Annotated in this window: 26 protein-coding genes; 10 read left to right on the top strand and 16 right to left on the bottom strand. The window is 53.5% G+C overall.

Features of this window, described 5'->3' with window-relative positions:
* Window positions 1–81 precede the first annotated feature (81 nt).
* The 4 genes from HZS52_RS19755 to HZS52_RS19770 all read right to left on the bottom strand — a co-directional run bounded on the left by HZS52_RS19755 (window position 82) and on the right by HZS52_RS19770 (window position 3,519).
* Window positions 82–756 (bottom strand): zinc metallopeptidase, encoded by a 675-nt coding sequence (locus HZS52_RS19755; RefSeq protein WP_190373441.1) that lies wholly within the window; start codon window positions 754–756, stop codon window positions 82–84.
* Between the two features lie 84 nt (window positions 757–840).
* Window positions 841–1,959, bottom strand: coding sequence for an App1 family protein (locus tag HZS52_RS19760; protein ID WP_190373442.1), 1,119 nt, complete (start codon window positions 1,957–1,959; stop codon window positions 841–843).
* Complete coding sequence (locus HZS52_RS19765) at window positions 1,959–2,522, bottom strand: type 1 glutamine amidotransferase domain-containing protein (RefSeq protein ID WP_027959031.1); 564 nt, start codon at window positions 2,520–2,522, stop codon at window positions 1,959–1,961. The genes HZS52_RS19760 and HZS52_RS19765 overlap by 1 nt, the downstream gene beginning before the upstream one ends.
* A gap of 109 nt (window positions 2,523–2,631) precedes the next feature.
* Entirely contained in the window at window positions 2,632–3,519 is an 888-nt protein-coding gene (locus HZS52_RS19770; protein WP_027959030.1) for a helix-turn-helix transcriptional regulator, read from the bottom strand.
* Between the two features lie 171 nt (window positions 3,520–3,690).
* Between HZS52_RS19770 and HZS52_RS19775 the strand changes: the two genes are divergently transcribed.
* The 3 genes from HZS52_RS19775 to HZS52_RS19785 all read left to right on the top strand — a co-directional run bounded on the left by HZS52_RS19775 (window position 3,691) and on the right by HZS52_RS19785 (window position 5,998).
* Entirely contained in the window at window positions 3,691–4,395 is a 705-nt protein-coding gene (locus HZS52_RS19775) for an ABC transporter permease (protein ID WP_190373443.1), read from the top strand.
* Complete coding sequence (locus tag HZS52_RS19780) at window positions 4,392–5,123, top strand: ATP-binding cassette domain-containing protein (protein ID WP_039859750.1); 732 nt, start codon at window positions 4,392–4,394, stop codon at window positions 5,121–5,123. Before HZS52_RS19775 ends, HZS52_RS19780 begins: the two co-directional genes overlap by 4 nt.
* A gap of 65 nt (window positions 5,124–5,188) precedes the next feature.
* The gene (locus tag HZS52_RS19785; protein ID WP_027959028.1) at window positions 5,189–5,998 is read left to right on the top strand and encodes an ABC transporter substrate-binding protein; all 810 of its coding nucleotides are present in this window, start codon (window positions 5,189–5,191) and stop codon (window positions 5,996–5,998) included.
* Window positions 5,999–6,193: 195 nt separating this feature from the next.
* On the opposite strand, the gene cysN is transcribed toward HZS52_RS19785, so the two are convergent.
* The 6 genes from cysN to HZS52_RS19815 all read right to left on the bottom strand — a co-directional run bounded on the left by cysN (window position 6,194) and on the right by HZS52_RS19815 (window position 11,478).
* Window positions 6,194–7,636 (bottom strand): sulfate adenylyltransferase subunit CysN, encoded by a 1,443-nt coding sequence (gene cysN / locus HZS52_RS19790; protein ID WP_009287724.1) that lies wholly within the window; start codon window positions 7,634–7,636, stop codon window positions 6,194–6,196.
* Window positions 7,637–7,650: 14 nt separating this feature from the next.
* Window positions 7,651–8,649, bottom strand: a complete 999-nt coding sequence (cysD, locus tag HZS52_RS19795) for a sulfate adenylyltransferase subunit CysD (protein WP_009287723.1) — start codon at window positions 8,647–8,649, stop codon at window positions 7,651–7,653.
* 176 nt (window positions 8,650–8,825) lie between these two features.
* The gene (locus tag HZS52_RS19800) at window positions 8,826–9,578 is read right to left on the bottom strand and encodes a phosphodiesterase (RefSeq protein ID WP_190373444.1); all 753 of its coding nucleotides are present in this window, start codon (window positions 9,576–9,578) and stop codon (window positions 8,826–8,828) included.
* Window positions 9,578–10,024, bottom strand: coding sequence for a DUF1249 domain-containing protein (locus HZS52_RS19805; RefSeq protein WP_022524019.1), 447 nt, complete (start codon window positions 10,022–10,024; stop codon window positions 9,578–9,580). The genes HZS52_RS19800 and HZS52_RS19805 overlap by 1 nt, the downstream gene beginning before the upstream one ends.
* Before the next feature lie 2 nt (window positions 10,025–10,026).
* On the bottom strand, window positions 10,027–10,746 hold the full coding sequence (locus HZS52_RS19810) for an NUDIX domain-containing protein (RefSeq protein WP_009287721.1): 720 nt from the start codon (window positions 10,744–10,746) through the stop codon (window positions 10,027–10,029).
* 72 nt (window positions 10,747–10,818) lie between these two features.
* On the bottom strand, window positions 10,819–11,478 hold the full coding sequence (locus HZS52_RS19815) for a tetratricopeptide repeat protein (protein ID WP_027959025.1): 660 nt from the start codon (window positions 11,476–11,478) through the stop codon (window positions 10,819–10,821).
* A 172-nt stretch (window positions 11,479–11,650) separates the two neighbouring features.
* Here HZS52_RS19815 and greB point away from each other — a divergent pair, with 172 nt between their 5' ends.
* Entirely contained in the window at window positions 11,651–12,181 is a 531-nt protein-coding gene (gene greB / locus HZS52_RS19820) for a transcription elongation factor GreB (RefSeq protein WP_009287719.1), read from the top strand.
* Window positions 12,182–12,209: 28 nt separating this feature from the next.
* Here greB and HZS52_RS19825 read toward each other — a convergent pair whose 3' ends face one another.
* From HZS52_RS19825 to HZS52_RS19840, 4 genes are all read right to left on the bottom strand, one after another.
* Window positions 12,210–12,938, bottom strand: a complete 729-nt coding sequence (locus tag HZS52_RS19825; protein ID WP_022524022.1) for an SIMPL domain-containing protein — start codon at window positions 12,936–12,938, stop codon at window positions 12,210–12,212.
* A 130-nt stretch (window positions 12,939–13,068) separates the two neighbouring features.
* Complete coding sequence (locus HZS52_RS19830) at window positions 13,069–14,091, bottom strand: zinc-binding alcohol dehydrogenase family protein (protein ID WP_190373445.1); 1,023 nt, start codon at window positions 14,089–14,091, stop codon at window positions 13,069–13,071.
* Between the two features lie 23 nt (window positions 14,092–14,114).
* Window positions 14,115–14,957 (bottom strand): fumarylacetoacetate hydrolase family protein, encoded by an 843-nt coding sequence (locus HZS52_RS19835; RefSeq protein WP_190373446.1) that lies wholly within the window; start codon window positions 14,955–14,957, stop codon window positions 14,115–14,117.
* Window positions 14,958–14,979: 22 nt separating this feature from the next.
* On the bottom strand, window positions 14,980–15,720 hold the full coding sequence (locus tag HZS52_RS19840) for an SDR family oxidoreductase (RefSeq protein WP_141441313.1): 741 nt from the start codon (window positions 15,718–15,720) through the stop codon (window positions 14,980–14,982).
* 247 nt (window positions 15,721–15,967) lie between these two features.
* Between HZS52_RS19840 and HZS52_RS19845 the strand changes: the two genes are divergently transcribed.
* Window positions 15,968–16,723, top strand: a complete 756-nt coding sequence (locus HZS52_RS19845; RefSeq protein ID WP_190373447.1) for a FadR/GntR family transcriptional regulator — start codon at window positions 15,968–15,970, stop codon at window positions 16,721–16,723.
* A gap of 23 nt (window positions 16,724–16,746) precedes the next feature.
* Here HZS52_RS19845 and HZS52_RS19850 read toward each other — a convergent pair whose 3' ends face one another.
* Window positions 16,747–17,751: a methyltransferase gene (locus tag HZS52_RS19850; protein WP_190373448.1), complete on the bottom strand. Its 1,005-nt coding sequence runs from the start codon at window positions 17,749–17,751 to the stop codon at window positions 16,747–16,749.
* A complete protein-coding gene (locus HZS52_RS19855; protein ID WP_190373449.1) occupies window positions 17,748–18,587 on the bottom strand; it encodes a methyltransferase domain-containing protein in 840 nt (279 codons plus the stop codon). Before HZS52_RS19855 ends, HZS52_RS19850 begins: the two co-directional genes overlap by 4 nt.
* 279 nt (window positions 18,588–18,866) lie before the next feature.
* On the opposite strand from HZS52_RS19855, the gene HZS52_RS19860 reads away from it, so the two are divergent.
* The 5 genes from HZS52_RS19860 (at window position 18,867) to HZS52_RS19880 (ending at window position 24,542) form a co-directional block, all read left to right on the top strand.
* The gene (locus HZS52_RS19860) at window positions 18,867–20,606 is read left to right on the top strand and encodes an HD domain-containing phosphohydrolase (protein WP_159176586.1); all 1,740 of its coding nucleotides are present in this window, start codon (window positions 18,867–18,869) and stop codon (window positions 20,604–20,606) included.
* 134 nt (window positions 20,607–20,740) lie between these two features.
* The gene (locus HZS52_RS19865) at window positions 20,741–21,757 is read left to right on the top strand and encodes a LacI family DNA-binding transcriptional regulator (protein ID WP_190373450.1); all 1,017 of its coding nucleotides are present in this window, start codon (window positions 20,741–20,743) and stop codon (window positions 21,755–21,757) included.
* 86 nt (window positions 21,758–21,843) lie between these two features.
* The gene (locus HZS52_RS19870; RefSeq protein ID WP_041158003.1) at window positions 21,844–22,827 is read left to right on the top strand and encodes a sugar kinase; all 984 of its coding nucleotides are present in this window, start codon (window positions 21,844–21,846) and stop codon (window positions 22,825–22,827) included.
* Window positions 22,828–22,905: 78 nt separating this feature from the next.
* Window positions 22,906–23,880 carry a 2-hydroxyacid dehydrogenase gene (locus HZS52_RS19875; RefSeq protein WP_041158002.1) on the top strand — a complete coding sequence of 325 codons (975 nt, stop codon included), beginning with the start codon at window positions 22,906–22,908 and terminating at the stop codon, window positions 23,878–23,880.
* Window positions 23,877–24,542 (top strand): HAD family hydrolase, encoded by a 666-nt coding sequence (locus HZS52_RS19880; RefSeq protein ID WP_041158001.1) that lies wholly within the window; start codon window positions 23,877–23,879, stop codon window positions 24,540–24,542. The genes HZS52_RS19875 and HZS52_RS19880 overlap by 4 nt, the downstream gene beginning before the upstream one ends.
* Window positions 24,543–24,728 lie beyond the last annotated feature (186 nt).

The following is a 24,728-nucleotide window of genomic DNA, read 5'->3' on the forward strand; positions in this document are numbered from 1 at the left end:
CTGATTTTTTTATAACCTTTAATGCACGAAAAATTATGCATAGACACTTAGTGGCACTGAAAACACAGCTTCAATACACGCTCACCGCCGCAAAATCACCAGCCAGCGCCCCAGGTTCATAACACTGGCCAGCGAGGCGGCCACGTAGGTAAACGCGCAGGCGGTGAGTACGTGCCGGGCACCGGGCATATCGTAAGGCGGGACGTACTCTTTCAAGAGCGGCAGCGCCCGGTTAAAGCTGGCATCAAACTCAACTGGCAGGGTCACAAAATGCACCAGCGCCGCGGTGCCAAAGCTGATCACCGCCATGGCAATTACAATGGCTAAACCACCCGGCAGACGCGTCAATAAAAACAGAAAAGGTGCAGCCATCATCAGTACAGCGCCGAGTTTCTCAGCTTTTTGGGCAACGCCGACTAAGCGGCTACGCGCCAGTAGCGGCGCGTAACCCTGGTGATGCTGAATGGCGTGCCCTACTTCATGGGCAGCCACCGTGACGGCCGTTAGCGAACGCCCATCGTAGTTATCCGGAGAAAGACGTACGCAGCAGGTTTCAGGGTCATAATGGTCACCGAACTCAGTGCGCTCAACGCTTGCGCCCTCAATCCCCAGTCGGCGCAGCAAGTGATCGGCAAGCTCTGCACCCGTCCCCGGGTAATCGTCACGACCGCGGGTATGGCGTTTAAGCACCCACTTAGCCCAAACATTGGGGAGCACAAATACTGCCAGCGCAAAAATGATCAGCACAACAACCATGGCAGCTCCTATCTACAAATAACCGTCGTTAAACACACTTCTTCGTAGCGTACTTTTACCATGGGGACTGACTTGGCAACAGCGTTATGCGGGATCGTTGCGGTGCTCCTCAACTTCGCGCTGTACTGCTGCTAAGCCGTGGGCAGAGATATCGCCCTGGGCGTGGGCGTGTTCGGCAATCAGCACGCTATCCGCGGCGAGCACTAAATCACACTGGGTGCCGGCCAACTCATCCCGCAACCGCTGGATCGCCTGCTCGCGCTTGGGGTTTTTATCCACTTGACGAATATAAATCGCTTTAATCCGATCTGGGTAGGCTTTCACTATCTCGGTATACACTTCTGGATCGTGTTGACCGCTATCGCCAATGAGAATACACGGCATATCATTATAAAGCGTCAACATACGGTCGATCAGTTCGCGCTTATGCTCTTCTGCACGGCGCGGCCAAGGCTTGCGCAAAGAGATGCCCCATTCGCGTAAAAAGATAATCGGCCCAACGGGGATGCGATTGATCTGAAAAAAGGTTTCGAGCATTTCGTATATCGCCCAAGGGCCACGGGATACATACAAAATGGGCCGCTCGGCACGCTCACTAACGCCACGATGTAAAGCTTGATAAAGCGGCGCAACACCGGGGAAAGCGGTGCGGCGATGAGGTTTTTTAACAAATAAGCGATAAAGCATTTTGAGCTTTTCCGCCACCCCGGTAAACATAACGGTGTCATCAATATCACTGATGATCAGCAAATCCGCCTCTGACGGAGGTACATAAACTTCTACGTGAGTACGTACCGGCGCCTGCCCCGAGCAATGCACTAAAATATCGGCGCGGTGCCAGGAGACATCAATGGGCAGGGTGTGACTAATCGGTAAGTGGACGTCGAAATAGCCATCTCGATCCGTGCCGACGCAGAGCTTATTTTCGCCGATGTGAATTTCTACCTGCGCATCGGCCAGCCCCCGGCGTAAAACGCGCCGTGCCACGTCCGCAGTATCGCGTAGCATGCCATGGCGAGGAATGGCTCGACCTAGTGCGGCTTGGCGAAACACCCGGCCCATGACAAAAACTTCACGTTGGGAACCATAGCCGCGGTAAGGATGAACCACCATTCCGCCGCGGCTACTGTCTCCTTTGATAGGTTTGGCAATAACGTGGACAAGCCTTTTGATAAAGCTTGTCCACTGACGCAATACGCTCATCAAGCGTGTTGACCGGAGTGACGCCCTTCCTGCAGCTCTTCGAGTAACTTGGCGTTAAAGGCATCCAAGTCCTTCGGCGTACGGCTGGTCACAAGACCGCTGTCCACAACAACTGGCTCATCGACCCACTCAACGCCGGCATTGCGTAAATCTTGCGCGACGCTGTGTACCGAGGTCATGCGGCGGCCTTCAACCACGCCCGCATTAATTAAAATCCACGGCGCATGGCAAATAGCAGCAACAGGCTTACCTGCCTGGAAAAACCCTCTTACGAAACTCAACGCATCGTCGTTGATGCGCAGTTCATCGGGGTTGAATAAACCACCCGGCAGTACCAAGGCGTGGTAGTCAGACTCACTGGCATCAGCAAGGGCTTTATCGGCTTCATAGGTGTCGCCCCAGTCGGTTTCCGCCCAAGCGCGGACTCCTTTACCGTCGGGGGTGACCACATGAACCTCAACACCCTCTTTCTGTAAGGCGGCGCGCGGTACGCTCAGCTCAGACTCTTCAAAACCAGCTGCGGCTAAAATAGCAACACGCTTACCGTTTAGTGCTTGTTTCATCATGCTCTCCTTTTCGTGATGATTTGCGTTAGTAACGCCCCACTAGTGTGGCGTATATTGAATCAGGGTCAAGCTCTCCTACTGACGCCGCAGGTTAGCGAATAGCGCGCTAGGCGTTATGCACAATCCTTCCTAGTTCAGCAATATCATAACCTCCTAACTGTGTTGCCCTCTCGGCAAAACGCGCTTGATGAGCAAACGCCAACAGGCGCTGTATTGAAGGTTCGAAATAACTGCGCCGCTGCATAATTAAATCAAACGGCTCATCGCAAAGTGTAACGAAGCCAAGGTGCTGGCGATGGGCGGCGGCTTCAACCCCCAGCCCAACATCTGCCTCACCCTGCCCAATGCTAAGCGCCAAATCATCTTCACTTAAGGAGGCATGGGGCGCCCAGTTGATCGCCGAGCTTTCAATGCCTGCTTGTTGTAGCAAACAGTGCAGCAACCGTGCTGCTCCAGCGTCAGGCTGGCGATGCGCCACGCGGATCCCGGGCCGTTTTAAATCATTTAGCCCAGAGATGCTCATCGGGTTGCCAGCGGGTAAAAGCAGCCCTTGGCGGCGCTTTGCCCAATGCACTATCAACAGATCACGCATGCCGCTTAAGCCGAGCGCGCTGGGTTCGTTATAGCGCTGAGTAGAAGCATCCAGCAGATGAATGCCCGCCAACATCGCCTTGCCGTCAAGCAACCGCCGCACGCCGTCGCCACTGCCTTGGCAGAGCATCGCCAAATCAGAGCCGCTTTCCCGAATAGCCCACTCCAACAGTGGATCCTGGCTACCGGCTGCTACTAGCGGCACTGATAAACGCTGCGCCTGATCGCCTTCTAAATGGTTCAGCACCCATAAATCGATCTGTTGGCGGGGAAACAGCAACTTTCCCGTTACCCGACTACAGGGAATCTGGCCTTGGCGCACCAAGTCATACACCTTGCGCTCTTTTAAACGCAAATAGTCAGCGACTTCTGCGGTGGTCAGGTAAGTATGTGGTTCAGACATCGCAAGGTAGCCTCGCTGGGTAAAATGCAAACCTCTTTTGTATTTTAACTGCATATGACTGCATAAATTTCAGGACGCAGTGCATTAAGTCATTTTTCGATACATCATGCCAATTCTCAGATAACAGTTTTCCTACAACAGCTCTTCATACAAAAGTGAAACCGACGCTCAATGCTCACCAGTGATAATGCTTTTAGTACTGCTCTCACCCTGATCCTGAGTATGGATAGCGCGCTAATCTCCATCGTGATGCTCTCGCTGCAGGTATCGCTGATGGCGGTATTGATTGCCAGCCTGATAGCCCTGCCCTTAGGCGCTGCTCTGGCGCTATGGCGCTTTCCTGGACGTAACGTCGTGATTATCGCCCTCAATGCCTTGATGGGCTTACCGCCAGTCGTGGCAGGGCTTTGTGTCTACCTACTGCTTTCGCGCGCAGGCCCACTGGGTGAATGGGGGCTGCTGTTTACGCCAACAGCGATGGTGATAGCCCAAGTGATTCTGGTACTACCCATTATTGCCGCCCTCACCCGCCAGCAGGTTGAAGCGCTTCACGGAGAGTATGCCGAGCAGTTGAACTCACTGGGGCTAACGCGCCTACGCATGATCCCCACCCTGCTATGGGACGCACGCTTTGGGCTGTTAACGGTGATCCTGGCAGGCTTTGGCCGCGCCAGCGCCGAAGTGGGCGCAGTGATGATTGTGGGCGGGAACATCGACGGCGTCACCCGCGTGATGACCACCAGCATTGTGTTGGAAACCAGCAAGGGCAACCTGCCTATGGCCCTTGGCTTAGGGATCATTCTGCTCGCCCTGGTCACCATGATTAACGCGATTGCCCACATAATCGGCGAAACGGCGAAAAGGCGGCTGGGATGAACGCACATCATACGCCCCCCGTCGCCACCCTTGAGCTCGACAGCGTGAGCTTTATCCATCGCGGCCATACCCTGCTTAGTCCCACATCGATGCGCCTTGCAGGCTGCCAGCGAACGCTAATAATGGGGCCGAACGGTGCGGGCAAAAGCCTATTAATGCGTCTAGCTCACGGCCTACTAACGCCCTCCAGCGGTTCGGTTCGCTGGCAAGGGGTTCAGCCTGCGCAAGCCATGGTTTTCCAACGCCCTGTGCTGTTACGCCGCTCAGCGCTGGATAACCTGACCTATGTGCTAGCCATCAATAAAGTGGCGCGACCAGAACTGAAAGCGTTACCTCGAAAAACCCAGGCGATGAGTGCCCTTGAGAAGTTTGGCTTAGCACACCTAGCCAAACGGCCTGCGCGGGTGCTTTCCGGTGGCGAGCAGCAGCGTTTAGCGTTGGCACGGGCCTGGCTGCTCAATCCCCAAGTTCTGTTTTTAGACGAACCCACCTCGGCGCTCGACCCCGCCGCCATCAAGGCCGTTGAAGATGCCGTACTGGAGTTTCATCACAGCGGTACACGTATCGTTATGACCACTCACGACTTGCACCAGGCACATCGCTTAGCCAATGACGTGGTGTTTTTGCACAACGGCGAACTACTTGAACACACCCCTGCCCGCGACTTTTTTACCGCCCCCACCTCACCTGAGGCGGGGGCGTTTATTCGCGGCGAGTTGGTCTGGTAGCTCCAATATGAGTGAGCCCTAGGATTGAAGTAAAACGATTCATGAAAAGCGATCAAGGAGCAAAAATGAACAAAACTACCGCACTTATCACCGCTGGCACCCTAGGGCTGACCTTCAGCGCTACGCTGATGGCGGCCGATGACTACATTACCCTGGCCTCCACGACCTCTACCGAAAACTCTGGCCTGTTTGACGCCATCATCCCCGCATTCAGCGAAGAGACCGGGATTGATGTGCACGTGGTCGCCGTGGGCACCGGCCAGGCATTTGAAATTGGTCGCCGTGGCGATGCGGATAGCCTGCTGGTTCACGACACCGCAGGTGAAGAAAAGTTTGTGGCCGATGGCTACGCCACAGAACGCTTGAATGTAATGTACAACGATTTCGTGATTGTTGGCCCGAGCGATGACCCTGCAGGCATTAGTGATAGCGAAACCGTTACAGATGCCATGCAGCGCATTGCCGAGAGCGAGTCCCCCTTCGCCTCACGCGGGGACGATAGCGGCACGAACCGCGCGGAATTGCGCTTATGGGAAGATGCTGGGGTCACGCCACAGGGCGAGTGGTACCGCGAGCTGGGCAGCGGCATGGGCCCTACGTTGAATACCGCCGCGGGCATGGACGCCTATACGTTTACCGATCGCGCCACCTGGGTCGCCTTTGACAACCCACAAGACCTTACCTTGCTGTTTGAAGGCGATGAAGCGCTATTCAATCAGTATGGCAGCCTATTGCTCTCGGCAGAGCGACACCCGCATTTGAAGCACGACCTCGCCGCCCAGTGGCACGAGTGGCTGGTTTCTGAACAGGGCCAGCAAGCGATTGCGGATTTTGAGGTAGATGGTCAGCAGCTATTTTTCCCTAATGCTGAGTAAATCTAATCACCTACCGCCATTGCGAGTAGCTTGCGACGAAGCAATCTCATACCGGCGATGGCACTAACTTTGAGATTGCCGCGCTGCGCTCGCAATGACAAAAGCAAGATTGCCGCGTCGCTTCGCTCCTCGCAATGACATAAGGAGAACTCCTCGCACGGATGTGAGGAGGCTCATGACCGGAGCTTATGCCGGTTAGCGGCTGAATAAACCGCTGATATCTTTCGCTTCCCAGTGAGGGAAATGCTTACGCACTAGGGCATTCAAGTCACGCTCAAAGTCGGCCCAATCGGTGGCGTTTGAAGCATTGCCTGGGGCGCTGGCGGTACCGCGGATCATACCGGCGCCTACGGTCACGTTGGTCAGCCGATCAATGATGATAAAGCTACCGGTACCGGGGCTGGTGCGGTAATCATCCACGGGAATAGCAGCTGTCAGTTCCACGTCGCAGCGGGCAATAGCATTTAGCCCCAGCGAGTGAGTGGCATGCTTCTCCAGAGTATTGACGTCGATTTGGTAATCAATCGCACTGATCTGACCGGAAAGATCGCGGGTCGCCAGTTTGAAATCGTAGAGCTTACCTGGCGTTAACGCCTCTTCCTGCATCCAAACAATATCGGCTTTAAAGGTGTTGGAGAGCGGCAGTTCGCTATCCGCTGCCACCAGCCAGTCGCCACGGGAGATATCGATTTCATCTTCCAGAGTCACAGTGATCGCCTGACCTGGATAAGCGGCCGCAAGGTCACCATCAAAAGTGACAATCCGTGCAACCCGCGACGTTTTACCCGATGGAAGTGCCTTAACGGCTTGACCAGGACGTAATACACCCGCGGCTAAGGTGCCGCAGTAACCGCGAAAATCAAGGTTCGGGCGGTTAACGTACTGAACCGGTAAACGCAGATCGCTGAGGTTCTGGTCGCGGGTAATCTCGACACTCTCTAATAGCTCGATCAGTGTTTCCCCCTGGTAAGCATCGCTAAAATACCAGGGCGTTTGTTCGCTGCGATTGACCACGTTGTCGCCATTCAGGGCCGACATCGGTACAAAGCGAATGTCAGGTGCTTGCAGATTGGTGGCAAAGGCTCGGTACTCATCGACTATCTCGTTAAAGCGCTGCTCGGAGAAGTCCACTAGATCCATCTTATTGACCGCAATCACCAGGTGCTGAATACCTAGCAGGTCGGCAATAAAGCTATGGCGGCGAGTCTGGGTCTGCACACCGTAGCGGGCATCGATCAGGATAATCGCCAGGCTGGCGGTTGATGCCCCCGTGGCCATATTGCGGGTGTACTGCTCATGCCCAGGCGTATCGGCGATAATAAACTTGCGCTTATCCGTAGAGAAAAAGCGGTACGCCACATCGATGGTAATGCCCTGCTCACGCTCTGACTGCAGCCCATCCACCAACAGCGCCAGATCAACGGTATCACCAGTAGTACCACTGGTTTTAGAAGCCTGAGTGATCGCCGCCAGTTGATCTTCAAAAATCATTTTCGAGTCGTGAAGCAGACGGCCAATCAGCGTCGATTTGCCGTCGTCTACGCTACCGCAGGTGATAAAACGCAGCAGGTCTTTGTTTTCGTGCTCGTGCAGGTACTGCTCGATATTATCGGCGATTAAATTAGATTGGTGAGACATCAGACTTTCCTCATTTAAAAATAGCCCTCGCGCTTTTTCTTCTCCATCGAACCCACCTGGTCGCGGTCAATGGCACGGCCACTGCGCTCGCTGGTTCGGGTCAGCAGCATCTCTTGAATAATTTCCGGAAGCGTCGCGGCTTCGGATTCCACCGCGCCGGTTAGCGGGTAGCAGCCAAGCGTTCGAAACCGTACCGACTTCATTTCCGGCACTTCGCCAGGTGCTAACGGCATACGGTCGTCATCGACCATAACTTGCATACCGTCGCGCTCGACTATGGGCCGCTTGGCCGAGTAGTAGAGCGGCACGATGGGAATCGACTCTAAGTAGATGTACTGCCAGATATCCAGCTCGGTCCAGTTAGAGAGTGGGAACACGCGGATCGATTCACCTTTATTGACCTTAGCGTTATATACGTTCCAAAGCTCAGGGCGCTGGTTCTTGGGATCCCAACGGTGATACTTATCGCGGAACGAGTAGACGCGCTCTTTGGCACGCGAGGCTTCTTCATCACGACGCGCGCCACCAAAGGCCGCATCAAACCCATACTTATCCAGCGCCTGCTTGAGCGCCTGGGTTTTCATGATATCGGTGTATTTGGCGCTGCCGTGGTCGAACGGGTTGATATTGGCTGCCCGCCCCTCTTCGTTGGTGTGCACGATCAGTTCCATACCCGCCTCTTCAGCCATGCGGTTACGGAACTCGATCATTTCGCGAAACTTCCACGTGGTGTCCACGTGCATCAGCGGGAATGGCGGTGTACCGGGGTAAAAAGCTTTGCGCGCCAAGTGCAGCATTACCGACGAATCTTTACCGATGGAGTACATCATCACCGGGTTGGCGAACTCAGCGGCAACTTCACGGATGATATGGATAGACTCGGCTTCTAATTGCTTGAGGTGGGTCAAGCGCGCGGCATCAGGGGCATTAAAAGCCTCCCCCTGCGTCGCTGAAGATGAAGAACGCGTCTCTGAAGACCGCTCTTTTGACGACAATGTAGACAATTGGGTCATGGCCCCTTACCTCACAAGAACAAGCTCGTCACACAAGCTAAAATCAGCGTACGTTATAGATAAATGTACGTTCGAATGTGAGTAGGGTAACGCCGAGCCGGTAATAACCCAAAAGAATTAATAACTATCTTTTTATTCCTAAAAAACCTATCTAGAAATAAGAGAGCAATTAACGTCTAATCAATGCGCTCTATCCAGCTCTGCCACTCGCTTCCCTGGGCATCGCTATACGCCAAATCGATAACCCGATAGCCAGGGCGGGAAGCTTCATCAATGGCAAACTGCTCGGCACCGGGCAGAAACTGATCGGCCATCGCCGGGCAGCCATAAACATCAATAGTGGCCTCACCTATGCCTAAAATATGATGCTCGGCGTAGGCTTGGTGCGCGTGACCAAACAGGATGATCTTGACGTGCGGGTGTTTACTTAGCAGTTGCCAAAATGCGTCGCGATCTTGTAGGCCAATGGCATCCATCCACACCGCGCCGACGTCCACCGGTGGGTGGTGCATGGCTATCAGCGTGGGCCGGTCATCGTTCTCTAACTGTTCAGCGAGCTTAGCTAGCCGCTCGCTTCCCAGTTCACCGTGGGGTTTGCCCTCCACCTGGGTATTGAGCAACAGGATGCGCCACGAATCCAAGTCCACTTGTTCAACCATCGGCCGCTCGGCCGCCATGAACTCGGGCTGATCGTGATTACCCGGCAGCCAGTACCAGGGGCAAGGCAACTGCTCCAGCGCCTGCACCGCCAAGGCGTAGGAAGCGGCCGATTCATCCTGGCTAATATCACCAGTAAACAGCACGATATCGGGCTTTTCGGCGACAACGGCATTCAACACCTGCTGAAACTGCCGCCAGGGTATGCCCGCCCGGGAACGCGCTTCGATATCCGCATAGAGATGGGCGTCGGTAATTTGCACCACACGCATTAGGGCATCTCCGGCACGTCGACCGTGTGACCGTGAGCAAGGCCATGAGCCAGCCACTCGCCCAAGAAGCGGTTGAGTTGAAGCTTCTCATCCGGCTGATGCATCCGGGCATTGGGGTAGCGGTAGCGGCCACTAAAGTGGCGCTCGCGCTGAAAGTCGGTCACTTCCGCCATGCGTACATCGTGATAAAGATGTACGCGCATACGCGGCCCTTCCAAAACGGTATCTAGTGGGCCGGTCTGAGAAACATTCACCATGGTGGTGTAAGGCGCCTGCTCTTGAATATACAGATGCAGATCACCGAAATGCTGTTTATCACCGCGCAAGGCAATATCGCGGCGCTGGCCGGCCTCCATATCGCCCACCAGGCGCACCAAACGTAAATAGTTGGCGCTGCACTCCCCTTGGAGCGATTTTAAATCGGTGACATAGGCCGTTCTCGCCATGTTCACTCCTCGTCGGTTTCGCTTTGCGTCAAAGCGCGCTGCGAGGCAGCACGCAGTGAGGCTCGCTGGCTATTCAGCCAATGTAGACCAATTAAACACATGGCGTTGTCGAGTCGCCCTTTCTCTAAGAGCTCCCAAGCGTTAGCGAAAGGCATGACGTGAACACGAATATCCTCATGCTCTTCATCTAGGCCATGAATCCCACCTAATCCTTGGGTATCTACCAAACCACAAAATAGTGTCACTTGCTCGCTACAGGCGCCAGGGCTGGGATAATACGTGTGAAGTTTGGTCAGTTGGGCCACTTTACAACCGGCCTCCTCCCACGCCTCGCGACGCGCCACATCTTCCAGCGATTCGTCTTTTTCGACCAAACCGGCCACGAGCTCGAGCTTCCAGGGAGAAACGGAATCATCAATGGCGCCGGCACGAAACTGCTCAATGAGCACCAATGAGTCGCGCTCAGGGTCGTAGAGCAGCACACCCACTGCATCAAAGCGATTATGCACTTCACGACGCATGGGTTCGCTCCAACCGCCTTCAAACAGCCGGTGACGAAGCTCTAAGGCTTCCAGGCGGAAAAACCCCTGGTGTAGCGTCTCCCGCTTAAGCAGCTCAACATCATCGCGCTTTAAGTCGGGAACGCTAAGAGCCGTGTTTTTAAAAGGAGGGCGCTGAAAATTAGGATTCTGAACAGCATCGTGCTTGGAGTTGGACGCCATGAGGCACTCCCGGTGGTGATAATCGATCTATTATCAATGCTTGCCACCGGGAATGCCAATTCAGCGAGTGGATTACAGCTGCTTAAGCAGCGCTTCGGCATCACGGCGTAGCGCTTCATCGGAGACTTGCCGGTTGTCTCGAGCGGTGCCGTTAACCGCTCGCTGGGCGTGCTCGCGAGCGGCCTGCTCATTGCCCTCTTCTTTCAAAAAGGCAGCGTAGTAGTAGTTCACATCGATGCCGTCTGGGCGGATCTCCAAGGCACGCTGGAACATGCGTTCAGCGGTATCACTATTGCCAAAACCGAGTGGCCGCCCTGGAGCGCGATCGTAAAGCGCACCTAGCGTGACGTAGGCGGAACCATTCAACCCCTGAGGATCTATTTCAATCGCCTTTTCTAACGCGTCACGCGCATCACCTGCGATTCCTAATGCGCCTAAACCACCGCGCTCACGGGCATAAGAAGCCAGAACTATTCCCTGCCAGACAAGTACATCAGCTTCATCGCTGTACTGCTCGGCCAACTGCTCCGCTTCACCTGCCAATGCCTTTAACGTGCTCTCGCGCTCGTTGGCGGGCATCTCAGTCACGGTATGCTCCCACCTGTTTTTAAGCGAAAACAGCTCGCCTTCAAAGGCAGAGGCGGTTAGCGGAGACAGCATCAGCGCGCTGCCAATAGCGGCGGCGATTAATGAGCGCGGTAAAAACATACGTGGAAAAGAGTGAGTTCGCATACATGCTCCTAACATTATTGTTGTCCTACTTAGACCCACCAATGACGGGCCTCTAGCCCAATATAGCAAAAAATGTAACGAACGTTTGAATGATTTACCAGTAGCATGCTGCTTGGTTGCTTCGCGCAATTAACGTAAGGTGGGTAGCTCGAAACACGATGGGGAATAGGTAATGAAAGGCCGCAACATGACCCGCTGGCGCGATCCAGCCAAAGATCCGCGTCAAGCCCCTAAGAGCAATCTGATTACCCCAGAAGGGGCGGCTCGCTTGCGCGCTATCTTGGATCACCTATCGCGGGTTAAACGCCCGGATATTTCAGCAAAAGTCGGCGAAGCAGCCGCCCAGGGCGACCGCAGTGAAAACGCCGATTACACCTATAACAAGAAAGAGCTGAACCGCGTTATCGCCCGGATTACTTACCTGACGAAACGCTTGGACGAACTGCAAATCGTAGACCGCCTGCCAGCCGATACTAGCAAGGTGTTTTTCGGCGCTTATGTAAGCCTGGAGGATGAAAGTGGCGGTGAGGTGCATCTCAGGATCGTTGGCCACGATGAAATCGACACCAAAAAGCGCTGGATCAGTATCGATGCACCTATGGCTAAAGCACTGCTCGGTAAACAGGTGGGTGATGAAGCAAAAGTGCTCACGCCTAACGGTGATACGTTTTATACCATCACCGCCATTGATTACACTGGCTAATCCCTGCGCCATTAACGCCGCCTAGGGCCTAATCTTGTAAGGAGTAGTCCACCGTGGTGACAACGCGAACACGTTTGGTTTGCGGCGTGTAGCTGTCCAAGTCCTCGATGGAGAAGTAGCCCTGGGTCGCCTGACGAATCTGGCCCACTTGGCTACCGGAATCTTCGGCAAACTGCTGTGCGGCGTTACGCGCATCCGCAGTGGCCGCCGCAATCATTTCAGGCTTGATCGCATCAAGTCCGGTAAATAGAAACTCCGTGCGGTATTCGTAGCTGGGCGAGAGCAGTACGCCCTCTCGAACCAGTGAAGTCGCATTGGGGATTGCCTCGATCACGCCCTCAACATCGGGGGAGCGCAGTAGCAGTGTTGCTTCGGCGCGATAGCGCTCATCCGGGCGCTGACCACCGTACTGATTGCTATATTGGTCGGTAATCCGCGGCGGAGTGGAGCTAACATGCTCTGATGCAAACCCCTGGGCCTCCAGAAAATCGCGAATTGCCTGCTCGTCACTGGACAACTGCTGCTCAAGGTCACTCAAGCTATTAGCGCTGACACTGTAATTGAACGGCCACAGCACCAAATCCGCCGGCACTTCTCGCTCGGCTAAGCCGCGCACCGTGACGCTACGTGACGACTGCTGCCATACTTCTGCGGCGCCCTTGATATAACTACCGCTCCATACCAGCCCTAGCGCCAGCAGCCCGCCCAGCAGAACGGCACTTCCCAGTACCGCCGTATTTCGAATATTTCCCGCCATTGCTGCCACTCCTACTCACTACCGTTAAATTAACGACTACTTATTTGCATCATAGTCCTTAACGATAGACCTTACCGGTAAATTCGTCGGCGGCTGAATGTGGCAAGTTTGAGGAAACGATGCAGAAGTGTTAATGATCAATCGATATCATGGCCTTGATAACCTGATTAGCGGGGTCACACCACTGGGGCATCTGGGCAGGCACGTCAGCAAGGTAAGCACGGTGGGTAATCATTGCTTCAGCATTGATGTCCCCACTATCCATCAGTGACACCACACTATCGAAGTCTTCCCGAGTGGCATTACGGCTGCCGATCAAGGTCAACTCTTTCTTGTGGAAATCAGGATCACTGAAGGTAATGTCTGCTTTGACTATACTCACCAGAACATAGCAACCGCCATGCCCCACCAGATCGAACCCAGCCTCCATAGCACGAGGGCTCCCTGTGGCATCAAACACCACATCTGCTAACGCACCGCCATTTAGCTTGCTGATCTGTGCAGCCACTTCCACTTCCTGAGGGTTCGCCACCGCATCGGCACCCAGTACGTCACGGCAAAAAGCCAGACGTGATGGATTGGTATCCACCATCAAGGTACGCGCACCCTGGCTTTTAGCGACCTGGAGTACGCCCATACCAATAGGCCCCGCACCCACGATGACGGCTAATTCATCCGCTTGTAGCACGCTACGCCTTACAGCGTGAGCACCAATTGCCATGCACTCCACCAGGGCCAATTGATCGATGCTAAGGGTTTCAGATACCACTAAGTGAGTGGTAGGTACGGCCAGGTACTCCGCCATGCCACCATCTTGATGTACGCCAATAACCTGCATGTTCTGGCAGCAGTTGGTTTTATGCTGCTGGCAGGCACGGCACTCACCGCAATGTAGGTAAGGTATGACATAAACCTGCTTACCCAGTAAGTGTTGGGCATGGTTCCCAGCCACCTCGACTACCTCACCGGCCAGCTCATGGCCTAACACCCTGGGGTATTCAAAATAGGGTTGGTTTCCACCATAAGCATGAATATCCGTTCCGCAGATACCGATACGACGTATCCGTACCACGGCATGCCCAGGGGCACACTCTGGTTTAGCAGCGTGACGCAGCTCCAGATGTTGCGGCTTTGAACAGATAAGCACTTCCATAAGCGCGCTTCTCCTCGTTATGTTTAGGCCTGAACGACCCGCTGCTGCTGCACACCTAAGCCCTCAATACCTAAACGCATTTGCTGTCCATCACGAAGGTAAACGGCGGGCTTCTGGCCCATACCCACACCGGGAGGTGTGCCGGTGGAGATAACATCGCCAGGCTGCAAACTCATAAAACGGCTCAAGTAACTGATCAGAAAAGGCACTTGATACACCATGGTGCGCGTATTGCCGTCCTGGTAACGCTGGCCGTCTACCTCAAGCCACATACCTAACTGGTGTGGGTCAGCAATCTCATCACGGGTAACTAACCAGGGCCCTAAGGGGCCAAACGTATCGCAGCCTTTGCCCTTGTCCCAAGTACCACTGCGCTCCAACTGAAACTCGCGTTCAGACACATCATTAACTACGCAGAACCCCGCCACATGTAACATCGCCTTAGCTTCATCAATGTAACGACCACCCTTTCCAATAATTACCCCAAGCTCGACTTCCCAATCGGTCTTTTTGGAGCCACGGGGGATCTCCACATTGTCATTGGGACCACAGATAGCGCTTGTCCACTTATTGAAAATGACCGGCTCAGGGGGAACCTCGGCGCCGGTTTCTGCTGCGTGATCGGAGTAGTTGAGACCAATACAAATAAACTTGCCCACCTGACCAACACAAGGCCCCAGACGTACATCAGCCGCGACCTCTGGCAATATAGAGAGATCCACATCGCGAAGTTTCTGCAACCCTTCGTCGCTCAATACATCACCGGCAACATCGCTAACGAAGGCGGAAAGATCACGCACCTTACCCTGACTATCGAGAATGCCCGGCTTTTCCTGGCCCGGCGTTCCAAAGCGTAAAAGTTTCATATTGTTATTCCTTCTGAAGTAATCAGTTAGCCCAACCACCATCGATCAATTGCGTGGTGCCGGTAATAAACTGCGATTCATCACAAGCCAGGAAAGCCGCCAGCGCAGCCACTTCCTCCACTCGCCCCAGCCTACCCATTGGCTGACGGGCAATAAAAGAGGCTAGCACCTCTGCATCACTGCGCCCCTCTTTACGTGCCTGCTCAGCAATACGCTGTTTGAGAGAGGGGGACTCAACGGTGCCAGGGCAGATCGCATTGCAGCGAATTCCCTGGGTCATAAAGTCGGCGGCGACAGACTTGGTCAGCCCGATCACCGCGGCTTTAGAGGTACCGTAAGCGCAGCGATTAGCAACTCCTTTAATGCTAGATGCCAGGGAAGCCATGTTGATGATGCTGCCACTCTCTTTTGCCAACATGCCCGGTAAAAAAGCCTGCAAGGTATGAAACATTGAAGTGACATTCAGATCCATCGATCGCTGCCAAGTGGCCTCGTCGCATTCGAGTACGCTGCCACCTGCCACCATACCCGCACAGTTAAACAGTACATCCAAGGCTGGCAGTGAAGTGGCTAAATGGTGGATCGCTTGGCTATCCGTGACGTCCAGGCGATAAGCTTCTACACCCGGTATCCCTTCTAAGCTGGCAATATCGATATCTGTCGCGAATACGCGTGCGCCCTCGGCAACAAAGCGCTCGACGCTAGCACGCCCAATGCCGTTTGCAGCGGCGGTGATCAGTGCAGTTTTGTTTTTGAGTCTCATACTATTGCACATCCCTAACGGCTAAGGCGCGCCCCTAAAAGCGGTGGTACGACCTTGAAAAGAATGGGAACATACATCAGGCCAAATCATCCAGACATCCAATGGCCTGACCAATGAGCCGAGTATGAGCGAGAAACTTTGACCCTGGCAAGCCTCAAAAACCCAAATAGCTGCTTTAGGGAATAAACTTTAGTAGCCATCAACCTTAGTCTAAAACCACCAATGAAACGGGTAGGAAACACCACGAATGCCGATTCAAACCATCCGCTCACAGCGTCTCTATCGCCAGATTGCTGATCAGTTACAGCAGTTAATCAATGATGGTGAGTTTCCCCCAGGAACGCTCTTACCCCCCGAGCGAGAGCTTGCCCAAGCTCTTGGCGTTAGTCGGGCTTCAGTGAGAGAGGCCTTGATTGCTCTCGAAGTGGTTGGGCAGGTGGCTGTTCGGGTCGGCCATGGTGTCGTGGTGCTTGAGTCGCACACCACTCCCATGGAATCGGTGATGCGCGCAGCCGCTCGAACCGAGCCCTGGGCTATAGACCCAGAGTTCGAAAGCGAAATTGAGCTCAATCTGGACGAAGAGATCCCGCCCTTTTCACTTCTCCAGACGCGCCGCTACCTGGAACCGGAAATTGCCGCGTTAGCAGCCATGAACGCCACTGAAGAGGATATGAAAGCGATCCGTTTGGCATTTGAGCGGAATGTGTCTGACAACGCCAATGGCGGGCGCAACTGCGCCGGAGATCGATTACTGCATATTCGTATTGCTGAGGCCTCAGGCAACGCGGCCTACGCACTTGTCATCAAGCATCTGCTTGGCCACAAGTACGGCGCCATGTTTCGTCGACTCCAGGAACTCTTTATGGAAACAGATATGCCGCAGCGCTCCCAGGATGACCATAAGCGCATCGTTGAAGCCATTGAAGAACGTGACCCGGCGGCTGCTCGTCGTGCCATGGAAGTGCATCTGGATCACGTACTTAATGTTTTCTTTGCTGAGTAAGTGCCTCATCAAATGCCGTAGACCTAGCGCTGTGACTTAATCGCACCGTAAACCTTGAAGCGGCGATTATCCGCCAGGGTCTGGAAGTCTTGAAATGCCCGCTGCAAGAGGTCTGGATAGGGCAAAAAGCCATTTGCCACCAGGATTAACCGCCCGCCCGCATTGAGATGCTCTGGCGCTGCGCTGATCAAACGCTGGCTAGGGCCATAACTGATATCACGCTCTTTATGGAAAGGCGGGTTGCTAACAATCCAGTCAAACTGCTCACCTTCAAGTGCACTGAATACATCACTGCAGAGTACCCGCCCCTCTAGCCCATTCGCCGCCAAGGTGCGCTTACACGCCTCTACCGCAAAAGCGCTGACGTCCACCGCGGTCACATGATGGCCACGCTGGGCCAACCAAGCGCTAATAATCCCATCGCCACAGCCCATATCCAGCACTTTGAGCGGTTTTTTCGGCAAGCTATTCTCAATGCTTTCCAACAGTAACAGCGTTCCTTCATCGACTTTGCCGTGGCCAAATACGCCCGGGTGGCTGTTCAGCGTCAGTCCTAATGTCTCGAATTGCTGCCAAGCGCTATCGCTAGTCGAATCCAATGCCACGGTTTGGGTGGCAAAGAGTGAACAGCGCCGGGCGTTGTCGCGCTTATCCCAAGGCATCCCCAGCTCTTCCAGCATCTTGGGAACGCGTTTAATGCCACCTTGATGCTCGCCGACAATTTCAATGGGTGTGCCTTCAGGTAGCTGCTCACATAACCACTTGAGCCACCAAATACCTAACTGATGCGCCTTCGGCCAAAACAGCACCATCTCTTTGCCGAATGGCTCACCCGCTGCTAAGTCAAAAGGCGCTCGGGCCTGTTTGCCTTTAGCCTGCCACTCACGCAGCACGTCAAAATCGCCACTGACCACACCCGTCGATTGATCAATAAGCCAGCTATCGACTGGCGGGCCAATGACCCACAGCGCTACATAGTTATCTTTTTGTCGCTCTAACAGCTGGCACGCTGGGGCTTGGGCACTCATTCAACGATCTCCGGTTTAATTAATGTATAAAGTAGGTAGCGGCCTAAGCGCCAGTGGGGGTCATGGCGACAATACTTTTTTTCCAGCGCCAACAGCGTTTCAGTTTCTGCTGGCGTGGCGGGAGGATGGCGCAAGTAATCTTGAAAAACGCGGATACCGGCGACTGCATCTATCACTAAGCCGTTATCTGCACTCCACTGCTCAACCTCGGCATGACTAACAGGCGAAATAGGCGTCAATCGTTGGCGCTTGCCCTTCCCCGCTAAGCGGTCGCTCAACGCCTTCTCAAGGTTGCCTTTGACTGCATTAGAAAAGCGCAGTGCATCGCGATTAAACACCATCAAGCTAAGCTGGCCACCTGGGGCCAATAAATCGCTCAAGGTGGCCAGCGCCGCTTGCGGATCACCCAACCACTCCAACACTGCATGGCAGGTAATCAGCGGCCATGGGCCAGGAGCTTGTTCTGTTAACCGTTGCAGCGGCACCTGCAGATAAGTAATCGCCTCTTCCGGTAACGTTTTAACATCCCGGTGCCAGGTTTTTGCGTAGCTGAGCATATCTGCTGAGGGCTCAGTCATCGTGACCCGGTGCCCCCGCTCAGCAAACCATGCCGCCTGCTGGCCCAGGCCACCGCCCACGTCCAGCACGCACTGCCCCTCTAGATTCAGCATTTCCGGTAGCAGGTAGTCGAGCATTGCGAGACGCAGCTCGCCCCGGGGCGCCTGATAGAGCGAACGGGAGAATTTCTCGGCCAGGCCATCGAAATAGCGATCGCCAGACGGCGTTAATTCATAGCTGCTCGATTGAGAATGGAGTGATTTAGGGTTTGAGGGCATGCCGCGAGCATCGCTGTAAAAGAAAGCGTGCAGTTTACCTGATTATCCCTACCCGGCCGAATGGCGGCCTGGCCTGCATCAAACACAAACAAAAGTTATCAAATCATTACAAATGTCTCTTAAAATAGATATAAATCGGTTTGCAAACTGGAGCGAAATAATAGCTAATCGACACAGGAAAAATGTCCTATCATGGTAGAAGTGACAAGCAATAGAAGCATATAGCAGTCACCACCAAGTCGATATAAATTATAACAAAATAAATACGGTGGGTTTTATATGATTATCGATACGGCGAACCAAAATACCACTGGGCAGATAATACGCTCACTGCTAAAAAAAGAGCATGCTATTTCTATCTTTTCTAAAGAAGCAGCCTACGCCATAGAAGCGAAGGCAATTAAGATGGAGCTGGATACCGGAAAAATAACCTTAGCTATTCACTACACCGGAAATTCGCTTTCTCCATATTTTAAAAACGAAACTATTTGCTTTGACATAGAGGCTTCGCACCCTTCACCTGGTATAGAAGAAGAAATTTACAACATTGAGCAAGTACCTGCACACGTCATTAAGATAGATGCCTGCACTTACCATCTTGAGTGTCAGCTTCCCAACTCTATTTTTGCTTCCGATAATAGAGGTGCTCTACGCGTTCCTTTTATTCTTGGTATGCATGCACGTGTGCACCTTGAAGTCTTTGCTCATGAGCTTAATGTGGAAGGAAAAGTGCGTAACCTTTCAGTGGGCGGCTGCATGGTGTATGTCAGCCTCGAAGACAGCATGGCCCTTAGCGTTAACCAGACGCTGCCAGAGGTAACACTCGAGTTTCCAAACGGAGAAACATTCAATACTCAGGGGCGTATTCGTCATATGCGCCCTTTTGGAAGCCACGACTACGCGGCTATCGGTATTGAGTTTATTAATATGACAGCCACAATGGCTGAAACACTTTTCCATTATGTATCGGAGTCTGAGTTCGAAGCCGCTTTTCGTTCAGGGCTACAAAATAGCAATTCACGTGCTAAGTCGCGGCTTTTCATCGCAGATGCCAAAGAGAAGAAAATGCAGCACAAAGAAGAGCATGATCAAACCAAGAGTAGCCAACGATCTCCTCTGCTACGCGGTGTTCTTGAAGTCGCTCACCAGCTACAAGTCATGTTAATGTTTACTAAAAACAAAGACTTATTTCCAGAAGAGAGCCTCTATGAGTGTGTCGACAGCCTTCTTTATATGGTCACTCAAGACCGAAGGGGGCTTCAGTATGCGCTGGCTTTTTTGCATGATGAACCCGAGTGGGTTCGCCATGCCATACAAGTGAGTAGCCAGCTAGCGATGATCCTGATCAGTCGTGACCCACACGCGCCACAGACACGGGAAACAGTAGCGGGCGCCCTACTACACACCATGGGTAAACCACTGCTGATTAGCGAACAGCTCCCCTCACTTAAAATTCGCATGTCTCCATCGCAAGCCGAGCTACTCAAAGAACATGTTGTTGCACTGAATAACAAGCTAACGGCACTGGGCTGGGTCGCCAGCCCAGCCTGCCATGACATTATCCTCAATGCCAACGAACGGCTCGATGGCAGCGGCTATCCAGCAGGAAAGCAGGCTGCAGAGTTATCCGAGCGTGTTCGATTAATCAGTGTTATTAAAATAATCAATAAATTAACCCATGAGCGAAATGGTCAGCATCCGCGGCAACCTCTTGATGCCTACCGCTGGGTTAATAACTGCCCAACTATTTATGAAAAGTCATTACTTGTAGAGTATATCCAACACTTTGGCTTATACCCTATCGGTAGCTTAGCAAAGTTCTCAAACGGTTTCTTAGCATGGATAATGGATGTAGATGCAAAGGGAATGCCGTGTAAAGTTAACGTTATTAAAAACCTCTCCTTTAGAGACACATCTATTGACACGGTTCTTGAAAATAATGACTTTACTCAAATTGGACGTCTTGAGGGCACGGTGAACCCCACAGACTACAATATTCATATGGCCAATCACCCTTAGCGGCTCGCACGCCGTTGCTTTTGGCCTAGCAAACACCCAAAATTGAGCTACTTTCATTCCGTTAATCACAATGTAACGGAAGACACTTTAACGCAAAACGCTATTTATTTAAGCACTCTATTTTAAAGTACACTATGCCACCTACACCGCGCCGTTCCACCATTCTTGAAGTAGCCCGCCTCGCTGGTGCCTCTAAAACCAGCGTATCGCGCTATTTTGGCGAAGAGCGTGATCGGCTCTCGCCCTCACTTCAAGCGCGCATCGCCCATGCGGCAGGTACCCTTGGCTACCAGCCAAATCAAATGGCACGCGGGTTAAAAGGTGGTCGCTCTAAATTGTTAGGTATGTTGGTGGCAGATATCCGCAACCCATTTTCAGTGGCTATCACACATGGTGTAGAGCAAGCGTGCCGCCAATACGGCTACTCATTGGTCGTGTGTAATACCGACAATGACCCGGAACAGGAGCGCCAGCATTTAGACCTGCTGGGTGCCTATCAGGTGGAAGGTCTCGTGGTAAATGCATCCGGCAGCCCCGAACGTCAACTACATACTTTTATCAGCCAGGGGACACCCATTGTGCTGCTAGACCGCGAAGTCGATCATGTGGAGGCGGAAGTGGTTGGACTCGATAATCACCTGGCGATCGATATGGCGCTCGAACACTTGGCCGATCAGGGCTACCAGGCCGTACTGTATGTCAGCGAAGTTCCCCAGCAATCGAGCACGCGACAAAAACGCTTGGCCCGCTTTAACCACACTGCCGAGCAGTTGGGGCTTATCCATTCATCCTCCCTGCTTGCTAACTCAGGTGGCACTGCAACGCTTCAAGCACTAAGCGACTTTTTAGCCACCCACCAACAGCACGCTTGCGCTGTCTTGTGCGGCAATGGCACTGCCACCCTAACCGTGACCCGCCTGTTTCAGCAGTTGGACTTACTGCTTGGCAAGGTAGGCTTGATGGGGATTGATGAACTCGATTGGTGCGCTTTGATCTCTCCCGGCATTACCACGCTTGCCCAACCCACCGATGCAATGGGTAAAACGGCTGTTCAATGCTTGATGCATCGCATTGCGCCCCACGTATCATCAATGCCAGCGGCGCTGAGTTTTTCACCTACTCTGATCGAACGAGGTTCTACTCAACGCTAATTTTTTTAGTCGGTGCTAAAAAATTGCCACAAAAATGGTATCGTTCCCATTGGATGATAATGAACAACTCGAAGAGATTACTGACTATGCCTCACTCCTTCTCTAACCCACCAGAAATTCTCACCTTCGGCGAAGCCATGGCTATGTTTGTCGCTGATTCACCAGGCGACTTATCCAACATTGATCGTTTCCACCGCCGCTTGGCAGGCGCCGATAATAATGTCGCTATCGGCCTCTCCAGGCTGGGTTTCCACGTGGGCTGGTTAAGTCGAGTGGGAACCGATAGCTTTGGAGGGTTTATTCAGGCGGCATTAACAGCGGAAGGTATCGATGATCGCTATATTCACGCCGATGCACAGCACCCCACCGGGCTGCTCTTTAAAGAACGTGCCCAGAACGGCGCCGACCCGCGAGTAGAGTATTTCAGACGTGGCAGTGCCGCCAGCCATCTCACTATTGACGACGCCCTGAGTGTCGACTTTCAGGCGCTTAACCACCTTCACGCGACGGGTATTACCCCAGCGTTATCTGAAAGCGCCTGCCAGCTTAGCCATCATTTGATGGAAGAGGCCCGCGCCCACGGCGCTAGTATTTCCTTTGACCCCAATTTACGGCCGTCACTTTGGCCCAGTGAAAACGTTATGCGGTCGACCCTTAATGAACTCGCAGGTCGCGCCGATTGGGTGTTGCCTGGGCTTTCAGAGGGCCAGCTTCTCACCGGGCAGAAGACGCCTTACGACATAGCAGGCTATTATCTGGATCAAGGTGCCTCGGCTGTGATCATCAAGCTGGGCCCCGAAGGTAGCTATTACCGTGGCAACCTGGATGGGCAAGAAGAGAGCTTTACAGTGGCCGGTTGCCACGTTGCTGAGGTGGTGGATACCGTAGGTGCAGGCGATGGCTTCGCCGTCGGTGTCATTAGCGCCCTGCTTGACGGAAGAACGGCGCGTCAAGCCGCCCAACGCGGCAACCTCATTGGCGCCCAAGCCATCCAGGTAGTGGGTGATATGGAAGGTCTGCCTAATCGCGAGCAACTACTAGCGCTTGAAGTCGACCAACCCATTGGCTAATCGCCACACACTATTTTTTAAATAGCAGGTTTTAAATAACAGGTTTTAGATAACAGGCTTTTCACCATGGAGATAACAATGAAAAAACGTCTAGTGATTCAAGGACGACTCAGCGACGCTCAACAGACTGAACTTAGCGATTTGTTTGAAGTGGATGTGTTGCCGAAAACCAGCTCGCTTGATGCCCCTGAAAATCGCGCTCTATTAGCGGAGACACACGGCATTATCGGTTCCGGCTTAGCCATTACCCCCCAGTTGCTGGACGCAGCGCCCAACTTGGAAGTCATCGCGACCGTCTCTGTTGGCTATGACAACATTCCCGTTGATGAACTGACCAAGCGCGGCATTATGCTGTGCAATACGCCTGATGTGCTTACCGAAACCACTGCCGACACCGGTTTTGCGTTGATCATGGCCGCGGCGCGCCGGATGGTTGAACTAGCCGAGTGGGTCAAAGCGGACAAATGGCAAGCCAGCATTGGCCCGGCGCTGTTTGGCAGCGATATACATGGCAAAACCCTGGGCATGGTGGGATTTGGCCGTATTGGCCAAGCCGTTGCCAGGCGCGGAGCCCTGGGCTTTGGTATGCAGGTGCTCTACTCCAACGCTTCACCCAAGCCCGATTTAGAGAGTGAGCTTGGCGCGCAGCGCCGCGAACTCAACAAGCTATTGGCTGAAGCCGATTTCGTCTGTGTCACTGTGCCGCTTACCGCCGAGACCGAGCATTTGATCGGTGCCCAAGAGTTTGCGCTGATGAAGCCTTCAGGCATTTTTATCAATATCGCCCGCGGCAAAGTCGTCGATGAAAGCGCCTTAATACACGCCTTGGAAACCAGCGTTATTCAAGCAGCCGGGCTGGATGTATTTGAGCAGGAGCCACTACGCGCTGCATCACCGCTGACGAAGATGCCCAATGTGGTCGCCCTGCCGCATATCGGCTCTGCTACCCATGAGACCCGCGACGCCATGGCCCAGCGAGCGGTGGATAATATTCGTCTAGCACTCCAGGGTGAGCGGCCAATTAGCTTAGTCAACGAGGAAACCTATCAATGAAGCCTGCCACGCCCCTATGCTTACTGTTCGATTGCGATGGCACCCTGGTGGACAGCGAAATACTGCTTGCCGAGGTAATGGGGGATATTCTTCCCGAGTTCGGCTTACCCTTTTCAGCGCGTCAGTATATGGATGAATTTCGCGGGGTGCGTTTCCAGACGATCGTCCAAACCCTGGAAAAGCGTTTTCAAACATTAGCAGAAGATGCATTTTCCCAGCTTGAGGCAGGTATGCGGGCGCGTATGGAAGCCCGTATGCGTGCCGAGCTGGTGGCGATTCCTGGTATGGTCGCCGCACTGGAACAGTTAAGTAGCCACCCCAAGGCCGTGGTCTCTAATGGCCCCGAGCGCAAAATTCGCTGTGCGCTGGAAAGCACCGAACTAGGCCATCACTTTGCTGACAAGCTCTTTAGCGCCTATACCCTCAACGTCTGGAAACCCGACCCCGAGCTGTACCGTAAAGCTGCCGCCGCTATGGGCCATGCTCCTCAGCAGTGCGTGGTGATCGATGACGCGGCGGTGGGTGTGGAAGCGGGGCTAGCGGCGGGCATGCACGTGATTCACCTCAACCACTTCCCTAATGAAGAACTCACCCCCGAAGGGGCGATTGGTATCCACCACGCCAGCGAGCTTCCCACCGCCATTGCGCGCCTACACTTCTGATCGCGGTTGCTTGGTTAACTGATTAACCGCCGCTAATCAACTCTCCAACGCCCGCCCTCGACAGGCATGTTTCCCGTGCCTGCCGACGACACCGCCTGCGTGCTTATAACCCCCTCTCTCTGTACTGAAAATATGCATCGCGACCAATGTCGCATAGCCCAAGCATTGACCTATGCAGGAATGACG

Origin of the sequence: Vreelandella titanicae (assembly GCF_014697095.1) — a bacterium.
GTDB lineage: Bacteria > Pseudomonadota > Gammaproteobacteria > Pseudomonadales > Halomonadaceae > Vreelandella > Vreelandella titanicae.